The organism is Streptomyces sp. NPDC029152 (genome assembly GCF_055564355.1).
This window is the reverse complement of sequence record NZ_JBVHWR010000001.1, coordinates 668,089-682,549: the sequence shown is the minus strand read 5'-3', so window position 1 is coordinate 682,549 and position 14,461 is coordinate 668,089. Positions and strand designations below refer to the sequence as shown.

The following is a 14,461-nucleotide window of genomic DNA, read 5'->3' as shown; positions in this document are numbered from 1 at the left end:
CCACCGGCCGGTGGGGGCCCTTTCCCGTGCGCTCGCGCGTCCCACCGCCGGGGCGCGGCCTCAGACCACCTGGTGCAGCCAGCGCACCGGGGCGCCCTCGCCGGCGTACCGGAACGGCTCCAGTTCGTCGTCCCAGGGCTTGCCGAGGAGCTTGGCGATCTCCTTCTCCAGGTCGGTCTCGCCGGCCTGGGAGCGGACGAGGGCGGCGCGCAGCCGGTCCTCGGGGATCAGGATGTCGCCGTGGACGCCGGTGACGGCGTGGAAGATGCCGAGGTCGGGGGTGCAGCTGTAGCGCTCGCCCTCGGCTCCGGCGGACGGCTCCGCGGTGACCTCGAAGCGCAGCATCTGCCAGCCGCGCAGCGCGGAGGCGAGCTTGGAGGCGGTGCCGGGCCGGCCCTGCCAGGAGAACTCCGAGCGCCAGGTGCCGGGCGAGGCGGGCTGCCGGATCCAGTCCAGGCCGACGCGCGTGCCGAGCACCCCGGCGACGGCCCACTCGACGTGCGGGCAGAGCGCGCGCGGCGCGGAGTGCACGTACAGGACTCCACGGGTCGTCACCGGAACCTCCGGGCTGAGCGGGACATCTCGGAACGGGTGGAACGGCCGTGGCCGGGCGGGCCACATGAGGGCGAGGCTACCGTGCGACGGGGCAAGGAGTGTGACGTACCGTCGGTCCTGGTGCCGGGAAACTCCCGGCATTCACCCGGCAGGACGCCTGTGCGGATGTGAGCCGTCGCACCGCCGTCCCCGGGAACCCTGGTGCGGTGCCATGGGTTGAGGACGGTGGAGGCACGAGGCGAGGGACGGTGTCGGCATGGGGCAGGGGACGGACCGCGGGACGCGGGACCGGCGGCGCCGTTCGCGTGCCGTGCTCGCCGTCCTGACCGCCGCCGTCCTGGGCGCGGCCGGCTGCGACGCCGCCGGCGGCGACTCCCCCGGCGCGTCCGGCACCGGGTCCGGGCGGCCGTCCCCGAAGCCCACCCCGGTCTGGGACACCAGCCCGGGGTCGATCGCCGCGGTGGGCGACTCCATCACCCGCGGCTTCGACGCCTGCGCGGTCCTGTCGGACTGCCCCGAGGTGTCGTGGGCGACCGGCAGCAGCGCCGAGGTCGACAGCCTGGCCGTACGGCTGCTGGGGGCGAAGGCGGCCGGGCGGAGCTGGAACTACGCGGTCACCGGGGCCCGGATGGCGGATCTGACGGGACAGGTGAGACGCGCGGCGGCACGGAAACCGGAGCTGGTGACGGTGATGGCCGGGGCGAACGACGCCTGCCGGACCACGACCGAGGCGATGACGCCGGTGGCCGACTTCCGGGCCCAGTTCGAGGACGCGATGCGTACGCTGCGCAGGGAACTGCCCAGGGCCCAGGTGTTCGTGGCGAGCATCCCGGACCTGAAGCGGCTGTGGTCCGAGGGCCGCGCCGACCCGCTGGGCAAGCAGGTGTGGAAGCTGGGCATCTGCCCGACGATGCTGGCCGACGCGGACGCCGTGGATCCGGCGGCGACGCTGCGGCGCAACACGGTGCGGGACCGGGTGGAGGACTACAACGAGGTCCTGCAGGAGGTCTGCGCGAAGGACCGCAAGTGCCGTACCGACGGGGGCGCGGTGCACGACTTCCGGTTCGGCACCGGGCAGCTCAGCCAGTGGGACTGGTTCCACCCGAGCGTGAACGGGCAGGCCCGGCTGGCGGAGATCGCCTACCGCGTCGTCACCTCGAAGAGTCCCTGACGCGACCACGCCCCGGCGTGTTCCCGGCGTGTCCTAGAGTTCCGCACATGAACGAACTCTTCGGCACACTTTCCGACGGCACGCCGGTCCACCGCTGGACCCTGGAGCGGGCCGGCGTGCGGGTGCGGATCCTGTCGTACGGGGGGATCGTGCAGTCGGCCGAGGTCCCGGACCGGGACGGGCGCGCCGCGGACGTGGTGCTGGGGTTCGCGGACCTGGACGGCTACGTGGCGCACCCGGAGCCGTACTTCGGCGCGCTGGTGGGGCGCTACGCCAACCGGATCGCGGGCGGCCGCTTCCCGCTGGACGGGCGGACGTACGCGCTGGCGCTCAACAACGGGCCGAACTCGCTGCACGGCGGCGAGCGGGGCTTCGACAAGCGCGTGTGGGACGCGGAACCCGTCGGGCACGGCGTCCGCCTCAGCCGGGTCAGCCCGCACGGCGAGGAGGGCTTCCCGGGCCGTCTGGAGGTCTCGGCGACGTACACGCTGGACGGGACCGGGGCGCTGCGGATCGCCTACGAGGCGGTCACCGACGCGCCGACCGTGCTGAACCCCACCAACCACAGTTACTTCAACCTGGGCGGCTCCGGTCACACGGGCGGCCACGAGCTGCGGATCGCCGCGTCCCGGATCACGCCGGTGGACGCGGACCTGATCCCGGCGGGTGCGCCCGTCGAGGTGGCGGGCACGCGCTTCGACTTCCGCCGGGCCCGCAAGGTCGGTGCGGGCTACGACCACAACTTCGTCCTCGACAAGGGCGTGACGGACACCGCCGTGCCGGTCGCCGAGCTGTACGACCCGGTGTCCGGGCGCGTGCTGACGGTGGCGACCACCGAGCCCGGTCTCCAGCTGTACACCGCGGACCACCTGGACGAGCCGTTCGCCCCCGGGGACGGCATCGCGCTGGAGACGCAGCACTTCCCCGACTCCCCGAACCGGCCGGACTTCCCGAGCACGGTGCTGCGTCCGGGCGAGGTGTTCCGCTCGGAGACGGTGTACGGGTTCTCGACGCGGCAGCCCGCGTGAGCCCCGGCCCGGCCGTCAGGTCCCGGGCCGGGGCTGTCCCGCGGGGGACGCCGCGTGCCGTCCCGGTCCGACGGTAATCGCCGCGGTGGTCCGAAGGCCCGCGCGGGAGCCTTCGGCGGGCGGTTCCCACGAACCCTTCACAAACGCCCGTCGCGCCCGGCGGGGCCGGTGAACGCGCCGCCGGACGCCGGTGCGGGGCCGAAGGGGGCGTCGCCGAAGGGCCCGGTGCCGCCCTCGTGGGTCTCCTCGCCCAGCAGCTCGCGGGCGAGGAGCGTGGCGCCCGCGACCGCGCCCGGCATCAGGAACACCGCGACGAACGGCACCAGGAAGGCCAGGCCCAGCGGTGTGCCGAAACCCCAGACCAGCGTCTTGCGGGAACGGAGCAGGGCGAGGCGGTCGCGCAGCTCGACCCCGCGGCGCTGGAGGGCGACGGCGGTCAGCTCCTCGGTGAGGAAGAAGCCGGTGACGAAGAAGCCGATCACCGGCACGGCCGTCTGGCCGACGACCGGGACGAAACCGGCGGCGAAGAGCAGCACGCCCCAGACGGCGGCGCGCAGGACGATGCGCAGGCTGTCGCGGCCGGAGACCCACAGCTCGCGCCAGAGGGGGAGGTCCGACTCGGGCGCGGTGCCGTCCGGGGAGACGTCCCGGTCGACCCGCTCGGAGAGGCTCTCGTAGAAGGGCTGCCCGACCAGCAGCGTGACCGCGGTGAAGGTGAGGACGGCCAGGAGCAGGGCGAGGGCGAACAGGACGGCGGTGAGGAAGCCGCGGAAGAGGCCGGACCAGGGGCTCGGCCAGTCGTCGGCGAAGGGGATCGCCCAGGCGACGGCGTCCTCGCCCCACAGCGCCAGCGCGACCAGCACCCCGGCGTACAGGACGAGGGTGATCAGACCCGGCAGGAGCCCGAAGCCGTAGCTCTTGCCGTGCCGGGCCACCCACCGCTGGCCCTTCAGGAGATGGCCGAATCCCGCCCCGAGATCACGCATGGACGGCACTCTACCGGGCGACGGAGGCCGCACCCCCGGGCTTTCGGGGGTGCGGCCTCCGTCGTGCGTGAGGGGCCCGGTCAGACGAGCGTCACGGTGATGTTGCCGCGGGTCGCCTTGGAGTACGGGCAGACCTGGTGGGCCTTCTCCACCAGGGACCGCGCGGTGGCGGCGTCCACGGCGGGGATCTCGGCGGAGATCTCCACGATGATGCCGAAGCCGTCGTCGTTCTTGCCGATGCCGACCTTCGCGGTGACGGTCGAACCGGAGACGTCGGCGCCCTCCTGGCGGGCGACGACGGCGAGCGCGCCCTGGAAGCAGGCGCTGTAGCCGGCGGCGAACAGCTGCTCGGGGTTGGTGCCGGCGCCGCTGCCGCCCATCTCCTTGGGCGGGTTCACGACCACGTCGAGCTTGCCGTCATCGGTGGCGACGCGCCCGTCGCGGCCGTTCTCGGCGGTGGCGACGGCGGTGTACAGGACCTCGGACTGCTGGATGGGCATGCGGGTGTCTTCCTCCTCGGTCCGCCGTGACTCGCGCCCACGATCACGACGGATTTCGGAATGACGCTACCGCATGCCGGAAACTCCGTGAAGGTCCGCCTTCCGGCTCAGAGCTTGACGATCATCTTGCCGGTGTTGTCGCCGCGCAGGACGCCGAGGAAGGCCTCGAGGTTGTTCTCGATGCCCTCGACGACCGTCTCGCGGTACTTCAGCCGGCCCTCGCGGACCCAGGGCCCGACCTCCTGGACGAACTGCGGCTGGAGGTCGTAGTGGTCGCCGACGAGGAAGCCCTCGATGCGGCCGCGGGTCTGGATCAGGCGGGCCAGGTTCTTCGGACCCGGGGCGGGCTCGGTGTTGTTGTAGACCGAGATCATGCCGCAGACCGCGATGCGGCCTCCCTGGTTGAGCGACCCGATGGCGGCCTCCAGGTGGTCGCCGCCCACGTTGTCGAAGTAGACGTCGATGCCGTCGGGGGCGGCGGCGCGCAGCTGCTCGCTCACCGGGCCGGCCTTGTAGTTGAAGGCGGCGTCGAAGCCGTACTCGTCGGTGAGCAGCTTGACCTTCTCGTCGGAGCCGGCCGAGCCGATGACGCGCGAGGCGCCCTTGAGCTTCGCGATCTGCCCGACCTGGCTGCCGACCGCGCCGGCGGCGCCGGAGACGAACACCGCGTCGCCCTCCTTGAAGGCGGCGGTGCGCAGCAGACCGGCGTAGGCGGTCAGGCCGGTCATGCCGAGCACGCCCAGGTACGTCGACAGCGGCGCGGCCTCCGGGTCCACCTTGACGGCGTTCTTCGCGTCCACGGCGGCGTACTCGCGCCAGCCGAAGAAGTGCAGGACGTGGTCGCCGACGGCGATGCCCTCGGCATGGGAGGCGACGACCTCGCCGACCGCGCCGCCCTGCATGACCTTGCCGAGCTCGAAGGGGGCGACGTAGGACTTGGCCGCGCTCATGCGGCCGCGCATGTACGGGTCGACGGAGAGGTACAGGTTGCGGACCAGCACCTGGCCCTCACCCGGGGTGGGGACCTCGGCCTCGACGAGGGCGAAGTCCTTCGGCTCGGGCCAGCCGACCGGGCGGCTGAGCAGGTGCCATTCGCGGTTGACGGCGGGGAGAACGGGGGAGTCGGCCATGGGACGCCTTCCTGGACACGGGGAGATGCTTCAGGGTCTGAAACAACCATGCGACTGAACATTTCAGGTTGTCAAACAACTGGGTACCCTGGATTCCATGCCCACACCACGCGACACCCCCCGCCGGCCCGACGCGCTCACCCTGGAGGTCGTCGAACTGATCGGCGAGGTCGTGGCCCGCTTCCACGCGGACTACGAGGAGGCCGCGGCGGAGCGCTCCCTCACGGGGGCGCAGGCCAAGCTGCTGAGCCTGCTCACGCTGGAGCCGCTGCCGATGCGGAAGCTGGCGCAGAGGCTGAAGTGCGAGCCGTCGAACGTCACGGGGATCGTGGACCGGCTGGAGGCGCGGGGTCTGGTCGAGCGACGCCCGGACCCGGCCGACCGGCGGGTGAAGGTGGCGGCGGCGACGGAGGAGGGGCGGCGGGTGGCGCGGGGACTGCGGGAGTCGCTGCGGTTCGCGCGGGAGCCGCTGGCGGGGTTGTCGGAGGGGGAGCGGGTCGCCCTGCGGGACGCGTTGCGCCGGATGCTGGGGGACTGAGCGGGGGCGGAGGGAGCGGGGTGGGCCCGGGTTTCCCCGTGACCCTGCGCTGCCGCCAGGGGACGGGACGCGCGGCCCGGCGCCGAGGGGGCGCCTCCCCCAGGCCCGGCTTCGCTCGCGCGGGGGGACCCCCACCGCCCGCCCGTGCCGACCCTGGGCCTCCCAGGCCGTCCAGGCACCGGGGAATGCACGACTGACCACGGCTGGTGGGGGCGGCTACGTGCACCACCACAGGAAGCGGTCGCACGTCTTCGTCGGGGTCGGGTCCGGTGAGGTCGTCGGGGTGGGTGCCGTGGTCGGGGGCGGGGCGCCGGAGGGGGTGGGCGGGGGCTCCGAAGGCGGGGCCGACTCCGGCGGCGGGGAGGCCGACGGGGAGTCCGGACCGGCCGGCGGCCGCGACCCGTCCGCGTCCGGGGACGCCGAGGCCGGCGTCGACGCGGACGGTGACGCCGAGGCGGTGGCGCCCGGGGACGCGGTGGCCGAGGGCGGTGTCGTCGCCGACGCGCCGTCGGCCGGCACCGCCGATGCCCCTCCCACCTCTTCCGCCTCTCCTGTCTCTCCTGTCTCTCCCGTCTCCCCCACCTCCCGCGTCGACGCCCCGTCCGCCGTCTCGCCGCCGGCGGCCGCCGGCCGCGCCGTGGAGTCCGGGGCGTCCAGGCCGAGTTCGGCGAGGCTCAGCCCGCCGGCCGCGAGGACGAAGCCCGTGGCGACGAGCAGCGTCCGCCGGCGCCGCCGGCGGTGCGCGGCGGCCTTGCGGTCCCGGCGACCCGCCCTGCCGCCGTCCGCCCTGCCGCCGCCTGCCGGGCCCGCGGCGCCGGAGGCATCGCCGGGCCCGTCGGCGGCCCGCGGAGGACACGCCTCCTCGCCCCCTGGAGAGCCTTCGGACGCGGGGAGCCGCTCGGCAGGGGTGCCGCACCCAGGGCAGGCGAGGGCGCCGTTGAGGTGCCGTCGGCACGGGTGGCAGTAGTCCATGACGCGGGAAGGTTAAGTTCCGCGGCGGGCGTGATCCCAGAGACTCCTGTGAAGGTTGTGTGCGAAAGCCTCCGGCCCCCGTGACCCCGCGCCGCCGTAGCCGCCGAAACCGTTATGTGTCCGACCCATTGACACCCCCGCCGCCCCCTCCTTACTGTCACGCCAGCATTTCGAACGAGTGACGAAATACCGAACAGAGCGAAGGGCAACCGCCGTGCGCATCACCGGAATCAGCACACACGTGGTCGGGACGCCGTGGCGCAACCTGACGTACGTCCAGGTGCACACCGACGAGGGCATCACCGGAGTCGGTGAGACCCGGATGCTGGGCCACACCGACGCCCTCCTCGGCTACCTGAAGGAGGCCGAGGTCAACCACATTCTCGGCTCCGACCCGTTCGCTGTCGAGGATCTGACCCGCCGCATGAAGTACGGCGACTACGGCCGCGCCGGCGAGATCGTGATGTCCGGTGTCGCCGTCGTCGAGATGGCCTGCTGGGACATCAAGGGCAAGGCCCTCGGCGTCCCGGTCTGGCAGCTGCTGGGCGGCAAGGTCACCGACAAGGTCAAGGCGTACGCCAACGGCTGGTACACCACCGAGCGCACCCCGGAGGCGTACCACAAGGCCGCGCAGGGCGTGATGGAGCGCGGCTACCGGGCGCTGAAGATCGACCCGTTCGGCACCGGGCACTTCGAGCTCGACCACGAGCAGACCCTGTACGCCGTGTCGCTGATCGAGGCCGTGCGCGACGCCATCGGCCCCGACGCCGAGCTGATGCTGGAGATGCACGGCCGCTTCTCCCCCGCCACCGCCGTGCGGCTCGCCAAGGAGATGGCGCCCTTCAAGCCGGCCTGGCTGGAGGAGCCGGTGCCGCCGGAGAACCTGCGCGCGCTGAAGAAGGTCGCCGAGAAGGTGGACCTCCCCGTCGCCACCGGTGAACGCATCCACGACCGGATCGAGTTCCGCGAGCTGTTCGAGGACCAGTCCGTCGACATCATCCAGCCCGACGTCGGCCACATCGGCGGCATCTGGGAGACCCGCAAGCTCGCCGCCACCGCCGAGACCCACTACATGCTCGTCGCCCCGCACAACGTGGGCGGGCCGGTGCTGACCGCCGCCTCCCTCCAGGTCGGCTTCACCGCGCCGAACTTCAAGATCCTGGAACACTTCAACGACTTCGCCGACGCGGAGATCAAGAAGGTGGTCAAGGGCGCGCCGGTGGTGGACCCGGAGGACGGGTGCTTCCACCTGTCCGACGCCCCCGGTCTCGGCGTGGAGCTGGACACCGACGCGGCGGCCGAGTTCCCGCAGCAGCAGGCGCGGTTCGACCTGTGGGCCGAGGGCTGGGAGCAGCGCAACCCCAAGGGGACGCGGGCATGAGCAGCGCGGTCGTCGTCGAGGCGCCCGGCGAGCACCGGCTCGTGGCGCACGAGCCGCGCGATCCCGGTCCCGGCGAGGCGCTGGTGCGGGTGCACGCCGCCGGGATCTGCGGCAGCGACCGCGAGGTCTACCAGGGCAACCGGCCCGAGGGGTACGTGCGGTACCCGCTCACCCCCGGTCACGAGTGGTCCGGGACCGTCGAGGCGGTCGGCGCCGGGGTGCCCGGGTCCCTCGTGGGCCGCAAGGTCGTCGGCGAGGGCTTCCGCAACTGCCAGGTGTGCGACCGCTGTCACGCGGGCGAGACCACGCTGTGCGGCGCCGGGTACGAGGAGACCGGGTTCACCCAGCCGGGCGCGATGGCACCCACGCTGACCCTTCCCGCCCGCCTCCTGCACGTCCTGCCCGACGACGCCGACCTCACGGCCGCCGCCCTGCTGGAGCCGGCCGCCTGCATCGCCGCCGCCGCGCTCAAGGCGAACGCCCGCCCCGGCGAGCGGGTCGCCGTCGTCGGCACCGGCACGCTCGGCATGTTCGCCGTGCAGTTCCTGCGCGCCGCCTCCCCGGCCGAGCTGCTGGTGGTCGGCACGCGCGGGGACCGGGAGGCGCTGGCGCGGCGGTACGGGGCGACCGGCTTCCGCACCAAGGGCCAGTCCCTGCCGGACGACTTCGACGTCGTGATCGAGACCGCCGGGTCCGCGGACGCGGCCCGCACCTCCGCCGCGCTGCTGCGCCGGGGCGGGCGCCTGGTCCTGACCGGCATCCCGGCGCCGGGCGCCGACGGGCTGGACCCGACGGACCTGGTGGTGCGCCAGCTGGAGGTGCACACCGTCTTCGGGGCACCGCCGGACGCCTGGGCGCACGCCGTGCGGGTCTTCGCCGCCGGTCTGCTCGATCCGCTGCCGCTGGTGACGCACGAGCTGCCGCTCGGCGAGTTCGCGCGGGCCATCGAGCTGGTGGGCGCCGGCGACCCGAAGGTCGGCAAGGTGCTGCTGCGCCCCTGAAGCCGTGCGCCGGCACGGGAGCGACCTGACGGCTTCCGTGCCGGCGCACACCCCGACCGAACCGAGCTTTCCGTACCTTTCGCCGCGAACCTTGTCCGGTATGTCGAACCGGCACATCGGGGCGGCCCATCGAACACGAAGGACAGCCCGTGACCGACTCTTCCGCCCAGGCAGCCGTCCGCCGGCCCGGCGAGCAGGCGCTCACCGACCTCGGCCTGGCCGCGCCCGCCCTGGACCCCGCCGACGCCTCGCCGCACTCCTTCCCGGGCGGTGGCCGCTGGCGCACCGAGATCCCCTCCTGCGAGGGGCCGGAGGCACTGGCGGTGGTCCTCAAGGAGGCCTCGCGACTGGACGTGCCGATCCACCGGATCAGCCAGGGCAGCGGCGTGTGGATGCTGACCGACGCCGAGATCACCGAGATGGTCGAGTCCACCGCCGAACGCGACATCGAGCTCTGCCTGTTCACCGGTCCGCGCGGCACCTGGGACATCGGCGGTTCCACCCGGACCGACTCCGGCGGCGCGGGTCTGCGGGCACGCGGCCACGACGCGGTCGCCGGATGCGTCGAAGACGCCGTGCGGGCCACGGAGCTGGGCGTCAAGTGCCTGCTCGTCGCCGACGAGGGCGTGCTGTGGACGCTGCACCGGGCGCGGGCGGCCGGCCTCGTCCCGGCCGACACCACGCTCAAGCTCTCCGCGCTCGTGGGCCCCGTCAACCCGGCCGCGTACGCGGTGTACGAGCAGCTGGGCGCCGACTCGATCAACGTGCCCAGCGACCTGACGCTGGATCACCTCACCGAGATCCGGCGGGTGTCGGCCGCACCGATGGACATGTACATCGAGGCGCCGGACGACCTCGGCGGTTACGTGCGCATGTACGAGGTGGCCGAGCTGATCCGGCGCGGCGCCCCGCTGTACCTGAAGTTCGGCCTCTCCAAGTCGCCGGGGATCTACCCCTACGGGCACCACCTGCGGGAACTGACGCTGGCGACCGCCAAGGAGCGGGTGCGGCGCGGCCGGCTGGCCCTGGACCTCCTCCAGCGGCACGGCGCGGACGGGGACATGGCCCCGCTGGGCTCACGGCTGCCGGGCGATCTCAACCGGTTCCGGATCCCGTCATAACGTTCCGGAAACCCCCTTCACAAAAGACGACAGGTCCGCGCACAATCCCACACACCTGCTCTCGGTCGATCCACCCCCAGCTTCTCCAGCGTGCCGGTACCACCAGACCGAGCCCTGCACCCACATCAAGGATGATGACCATGCGCAACCGCAGAGCCGCACTCGCCGCCATCGCCTCGGCCGCCACCCTCGCCCTCACCCTGACCGCCTGCGGCCAGGACAGCGAGGGCGGCGGCGAGGACAAGAAGGGCGGCAGCGAAGGCGCCACCATCGGCATCGCGATGCCGACCAAGTCCTCCGAGCGCTGGATCGCCGACGGCGCCAACGTCGAGAAGGAGCTGAAGGCCAAGGGGTACAAGACCAAGCTCGTCTACGGCGAGGACGACCCCGACCAGCAGGTCTCCCAGATCGAGAACATGATCACGCAGGGCGTGGACGCCCTGATCGTCGCCGCGATCGACAACAAGTCCCTGAACAACGTGCTCCAGCAGGCCAAGGACGCCGACATCCCGGTGATCTCCTACGACCGGCTGATCCTCGGCACCGAGAACGTCGACTACTACGCCTCGTTCGACAACGAGAAGGTCGGCGAGCTCCAGGGCGGCTACATCGTCGACAAGCTCGGTCTGAAGGCGGGCGAGAAGGGCCCGTTCAACATCGAGCTGTTCGCCGGCTCCAACGACGACAACAACACCAAGTACTTCTTCCAGGGTGCGATGAACGTCCTGAAGCCGTACATGGACAAGGGCCAGCTCGTCGTCCGGTCCAAGCAGACCGCCCTCAACCAGGTCACCACCCTGCGCTGGGACGGCGGCACCGCGCAGAAGCGCATGGACGACCTGCTGACCTCCAGCTACCGCAGCGCCCGCGTCGACGCCGTGCTCTCGCCGTACGACGGCATCTCCATCGGCATCCTGTCCGCCCTGAAGTCGGACGGCTACGGCTCCGCCGGCAAGGCCATGCCGGTCGTCACGGGACAGGACGCCGAGGTCGCCTCGGTGAAGTCGATCATCTCGGGCGAGCAGACGCAGACCGTCTACAAGGACCTGCGCCAGCTCGCCAAGGTCGCCTCGAACATGGTCGACGCGGTGCTGAACGACAAGAAGCCCGAGGTCAACGACACCAAGTCCTACGACAACGGTGCCAAGGTCGTCCCCGCCTACCTGCTGCAGCCGGTCAGCGTCGACAAGTCCAACTACAAGCAGGTCCTGGTCGACGGCGGCTACTACACCGAGAACGACCTCAAGTAACCGGGCCCACCCAAGGATTGGAAGGCACGACCATGGCGGGACCCGTCCTGGAAATGCGCTCGATCGTCAAGACCTTCCCCGGTGTCAAAGCGCTGTCGGACGTCACGCTGACCGTTCACCAGGGCGAGGTCCACGCCATCTGCGGCGAGAACGGCGCCGGGAAGTCGACCTTGATGAAGGTGCTCTCCGGCGTCCATCCGCACGGCAGTTACGAAGGGGAGATCCTCTTCGAGGGGGAGACCTGCCGGTTCAAGGACATCCGGGCGAGCGAACAGCACGGCATCGTGATCATCCACCAGGAGCTGGCGCTGGTGCCGTACCTCTCCATCGCGGAGAACATCTTCCTCGGCAACGAGCACGCGCGGCGCGGCCTGATCAACTGGAACGACACGCTCAGGCACGCCACCGAACTGCTGCGGCGGGTCGGTCTCGACGAGCACCCGGAGACCCGGGTCGCCGACATCGGCGTGGGCAAGCAGCAGCTGGTGGAGATCGCCAAGGCGCTGTCGAAGAAGGTGAAGCTGCTCATCCTCGACGAGCCGACGGCGGCGCTCAACGACGAGGACAGCGGCAAGCTCCTCGACCTGATCCTCCAGTTGAAGGAACAGGGGATGACCTCGATCATCATCTCCCACAAGCTCAACGAGATCCGCCGGGTCGCCGACTCGGTCACGATCATCCGCGACGGGCGCTCCATCGAGACGCTCGACGTGAAGGACGCGGGGACCACCGAGGACCGGATCATCAGCGGGATGGTCGGCCGCGACCTGGAGAACCGCTTCCCGGAGCGGACCCCGCACCGGCCGGAGGAGGGCGCCTCGCCCGCCCTGGAGGTCCGCAACTGGACCGTGCACCACCCCCTCGACCAGCAGCGCAAGGTCGTCGACGACGTGTCGATCGAGGTCCGGCGCGGCGAGATCGTCGGCATCGCCGGCCTCATGGGCGCCGGCCGCACGGAACTGGCGATGAGCGTGTTCGGCCGCACCTACGGCCGGTACGCGGGCGGCACCGTCCTGCGCGACGGCGTCGAGGTCCGCACCAAGACCGTCCCGGAGGCGGTCCGGCACGGCATCGCGTACGTCACCGAGGACCGCAAGCACTACGGCCTCAACCTCATCGACACCATCAACCGGAACATCTCGCTGACCGCGCTGGGCAAGGTCGCCAGGCGGGGTGTCGTCGACGAGCACGGGGAGCGGCAGGTCGCCGAGGGGTTCCGCACCTCCATGAACATCAAGGCGCCGACCGTCTTCGAGCCGGTGGGCAAGCTGTCCGGCGGCAACCAGCAGAAGGTCGTCCTCAGCAAGTGGATCTTCGCGGGTCCCGAGGTGCTGATCCTGGACGAGCCCACCCGCGGCATCGACGTGGGCGCCAAGTACGAGATCTACACGGTCATCGACCAACTGGCCGCCCAGGGCAAGGCGGTCGTCTTCATCTCCTCCGAACTGCCGGAGCTGCTCGGCATGTGCGACCGCATCTACACGATGGCCGCGGGGCGGCTGACGGGTGAGTTCTCGCGGGCCGAGGCGTCGCAGGAAGCGCTGATGCGTCAGATGACGAAGGACAAAGAGGTAACCCGATGAGCACGGACGTGACCGCCAAGACCCCGGCCCCCGCACCACCGGGCAAAGGCGCTTCGGCCGACGGGGGCGGCCTGCTGCGGCTGATGCTCGACGGCATGCGCCGCAACATGCGGCAGTACGGCATGCTGATCGCCCTCGGCCTGATCGTGGCGCTGTTCGCCGTGTGGTCCGACGGCGACCTGCTGCTGCCGCGCAACGTCTCCAACCTGGTGCTGCAGAACAGCTACATCCTGATCCTCGCGATCGGCATGATGCTCGTCATCATCGCGGGCCACATCGACCTGTCGGTCGGCTCACTGACGGCGTTCATCGGCGCGACGGCCGCCGTCCTGATGGTCGAGCACGATCTGTCCTGGCCGCTCGCGGTGGTGCTGTGCCTGGCCATCGGCGCGGTCGCGGGGTCCCTGCAGGGGTTCTTCATCGCCTACCTGGGCATACCGTCGTTCATCGTGACCCTCGCGGGCATGCTGCTCTTCCGCGGTCTGACGGAGATCTTCCTGAAGGGCCAGACGCTCGGCCCGTTCCCGAAGGACCTCCAGAAGATCGCCAACGGCTTCCTGCCCGAGGTCGGCCCGGACACCAACTACCACAACCTCACCCTGCTGCTCGGCTTCGCGCTGATCGCCTTCGTGGTCCTCCAGGAGGTCCGCGACCGCAAGCGCCAGCAGGAGTTCTCGCTGGAGGTGCTGCCGGCCAAGCTGTTCCTGCTCAAGCTGGTCGCGCTGGTCTCCGCCGTCCTCGTGGTCACGCTGCTGCTGGCCAGCTACAAGGGCGCCCCGATCGTGCTGCTCATCCTGGGCGTGCTGGTCGTCGGCTTCGGCTACCTGATGCGCAACGCGATCATCGGCCGTCACATCTACGCCATCGGCGGCAACCTGCCCGCGGCCAAGCTGTCGGGCGTGAAGGACAAGAAGGTCACCTTCCTGGTCTTCCTGAACATGGGCGTGCTCGCGGCCCTGGCGGGTCTCGTCTTCGCCTCCCGCTTCAACGCGGCCTCGCCCAAGGCCGGCCTCAACTTCGAGCTGGAGGCCATCGCGGCCTCGTTCATCGGCGGCGCGTCGATGAGCGGCGGCGTCGGCACGGTCCTCGGCGCGATCATCGGCGGCCTGGTCCTGGGCGTGCTGAACAACGGCATGAACCTCGTCGGCATCGGCACCGACTGGCAGCAGGTCATCAAGGGCCTGGTGCTGCTGGCGGCGGTCGGGTTCGACGTGTGGAACAAGCGCAAGGTCGGTTCGTAGTCAC

The 14,461-nt window shown here is 71.4% G+C and carries 14 protein-coding genes; 9 read left to right on the top strand and 5 right to left on the bottom strand.

Going from position 1 to position 14,461, the window contains the following annotated elements; translation table 11 throughout:
- Window positions 1–60 precede the first annotated feature (60 nt).
- Window positions 61–555 (bottom strand): DUF3145 domain-containing protein, encoded by a 495-nt coding sequence (locus tag ACZ4V6_RS02925; RefSeq protein WP_467821971.1) that lies wholly within the window; start codon window positions 553–555, stop codon window positions 61–63.
- 256 nt (window positions 556–811) lie between these two features.
- Here ACZ4V6_RS02925 and ACZ4V6_RS02920 point away from each other — a divergent pair, with 256 nt between their 5' ends.
- Window positions 812–1,726 (top strand): SGNH/GDSL hydrolase family protein, encoded by a 915-nt coding sequence (locus ACZ4V6_RS02920; RefSeq protein ID WP_467821970.1) that lies wholly within the window; start codon window positions 812–814, stop codon window positions 1,724–1,726.
- A gap of 47 nt (window positions 1,727–1,773) precedes the next feature.
- A complete protein-coding gene (locus ACZ4V6_RS02915) occupies window positions 1,774–2,754 on the top strand; it encodes an aldose epimerase family protein (protein ID WP_467821969.1) in 981 nt (326 codons plus the stop codon).
- 137 nt (window positions 2,755–2,891) lie between these two features.
- Here ACZ4V6_RS02915 and ACZ4V6_RS02910 read toward each other — a convergent pair whose 3' ends face one another.
- From ACZ4V6_RS02910 to ACZ4V6_RS02900, 3 genes are all read right to left on the bottom strand, one after another.
- Window positions 2,892–3,740 carry an EI24 domain-containing protein gene (locus ACZ4V6_RS02910; RefSeq protein WP_467821968.1) on the bottom strand — a complete coding sequence of 283 codons (849 nt, stop codon included), beginning with the start codon at window positions 3,738–3,740 and terminating at the stop codon, window positions 2,892–2,894.
- An 80-nt stretch (window positions 3,741–3,820) separates the two neighbouring features.
- The gene (locus tag ACZ4V6_RS02905; RefSeq protein ID WP_189227980.1) at window positions 3,821–4,240 is read right to left on the bottom strand and encodes an organic hydroperoxide resistance protein; all 420 of its coding nucleotides are present in this window, start codon (window positions 4,238–4,240) and stop codon (window positions 3,821–3,823) included.
- 107 nt (window positions 4,241–4,347) lie between these two features.
- Complete coding sequence (locus ACZ4V6_RS02900; RefSeq protein WP_467821967.1) at window positions 4,348–5,370, bottom strand: NADP-dependent oxidoreductase; 1,023 nt, start codon at window positions 5,368–5,370, stop codon at window positions 4,348–4,350.
- A 97-nt stretch (window positions 5,371–5,467) separates the two neighbouring features.
- Between ACZ4V6_RS02900 and ACZ4V6_RS02895 the strand changes: the two genes are divergently transcribed.
- Window positions 5,468–5,908, top strand: a complete 441-nt coding sequence (locus tag ACZ4V6_RS02895) for a MarR family winged helix-turn-helix transcriptional regulator (RefSeq protein ID WP_467821966.1) — start codon at window positions 5,468–5,470, stop codon at window positions 5,906–5,908.
- 216 nt (window positions 5,909–6,124) lie between these two features.
- Here ACZ4V6_RS02895 and ACZ4V6_RS02890 read toward each other — a convergent pair whose 3' ends face one another.
- Window positions 6,125–6,880, bottom strand: coding sequence for an SCO2400 family protein (locus ACZ4V6_RS02890; RefSeq protein WP_467821965.1), 756 nt, complete (start codon window positions 6,878–6,880; stop codon window positions 6,125–6,127).
- A 214-nt stretch (window positions 6,881–7,094) separates the two neighbouring features.
- Between ACZ4V6_RS02890 and ACZ4V6_RS02885 the strand changes: the two genes are divergently transcribed.
- From ACZ4V6_RS02885 to mmsB, 6 genes are all read left to right on the top strand, one after another.
- Entirely contained in the window at window positions 7,095–8,261 is a 1,167-nt protein-coding gene (locus ACZ4V6_RS02885) for a mandelate racemase/muconate lactonizing enzyme family protein (RefSeq protein ID WP_467821964.1), read from the top strand.
- Entirely contained in the window at window positions 8,258–9,262 is a 1,005-nt protein-coding gene (locus ACZ4V6_RS02880) for a zinc-dependent alcohol dehydrogenase (protein WP_467821963.1), read from the top strand. The genes ACZ4V6_RS02885 and ACZ4V6_RS02880 overlap by 4 nt, the downstream gene beginning before the upstream one ends.
- Before the next feature lie 149 nt (window positions 9,263–9,411).
- Window positions 9,412–10,383, top strand: coding sequence for a hypothetical protein (locus ACZ4V6_RS02875; protein WP_467821962.1), 972 nt, complete (start codon window positions 9,412–9,414; stop codon window positions 10,381–10,383).
- A 140-nt stretch (window positions 10,384–10,523) separates the two neighbouring features.
- Window positions 10,524–11,633 carry a multiple monosaccharide ABC transporter substrate-binding protein gene (gene chvE / locus ACZ4V6_RS02870; RefSeq protein ID WP_467821961.1) on the top strand — a complete coding sequence of 370 codons (1,110 nt, stop codon included), beginning with the start codon at window positions 10,524–10,526 and terminating at the stop codon, window positions 11,631–11,633.
- A 32-nt stretch (window positions 11,634–11,665) separates the two neighbouring features.
- Window positions 11,666–13,216 (top strand): multiple monosaccharide ABC transporter ATP-binding protein, encoded by a 1,551-nt coding sequence (gene mmsA, locus ACZ4V6_RS02865; RefSeq protein ID WP_467821960.1) that lies wholly within the window; start codon window positions 11,666–11,668, stop codon window positions 13,214–13,216.
- Window positions 13,213–14,457: a multiple monosaccharide ABC transporter permease gene (gene mmsB / locus ACZ4V6_RS02860; RefSeq protein ID WP_467821959.1), complete on the top strand. Its 1,245-nt coding sequence runs from the start codon at window positions 13,213–13,215 to the stop codon at window positions 14,455–14,457. Before mmsA ends, mmsB begins: the two co-directional genes overlap by 4 nt.
- Window positions 14,458–14,461 lie beyond the last annotated feature (4 nt).

Excerpts from the sequence above, each read along its gene's own strand:
- ACZ4V6_RS02900 (WP_467821967.1), bottom strand. The coding sequence starts at position 5,370 with ATGGCCGACTCCCCCGTTCTCCCCGCCGTCAACCGCGAATGGCACCTG.
- ACZ4V6_RS02910 (WP_467821968.1), bottom strand. The coding sequence starts at position 3,740 with ATGCGTGATCTCGGGGCGGGATTCGGCCATCTCCTGAAGGGCCAGCGG.
- ACZ4V6_RS02915 (WP_467821969.1), top strand. The coding sequence starts at position 1,774 with ATGAACGAACTCTTCGGCACACTTTCCGACGGCACGCCGGTCCACCGC.
- ACZ4V6_RS02920 (WP_467821970.1), top strand. The coding sequence starts at position 812 with ATGGGGCAGGGGACGGACCGCGGGACGCGGGACCGGCGGCGCCGTTCG.
- ACZ4V6_RS02895 (WP_467821966.1), top strand. The coding sequence starts at position 5,468 with ATGCCCACACCACGCGACACCCCCCGCCGGCCCGACGCGCTCACCCTG.
- ACZ4V6_RS02880 (WP_467821963.1), top strand. The coding sequence starts at position 8,258 with ATGAGCAGCGCGGTCGTCGTCGAGGCGCCCGGCGAGCACCGGCTCGTG.
- chvE (WP_467821961.1), top strand. The coding sequence starts at position 10,524 with ATGCGCAACCGCAGAGCCGCACTCGCCGCCATCGCCTCGGCCGCCACC.
- ACZ4V6_RS02890 (WP_467821965.1), bottom strand. The coding sequence starts at position 6,880 with ATGGACTACTGCCACCCGTGCCGACGGCACCTCAACGGCGCCCTCGCC.
- mmsA (WP_467821960.1), top strand. The coding sequence starts at position 11,666 with ATGGCGGGACCCGTCCTGGAAATGCGCTCGATCGTCAAGACCTTCCCC.
- ACZ4V6_RS02905 (WP_189227980.1), bottom strand. The coding sequence starts at position 4,240 with ATGCCCATCCAGCAGTCCGAGGTCCTGTACACCGCCGTCGCCACCGCC.
- mmsB (WP_467821959.1), top strand. The coding sequence starts at position 13,213 with ATGAGCACGGACGTGACCGCCAAGACCCCGGCCCCCGCACCACCGGGC.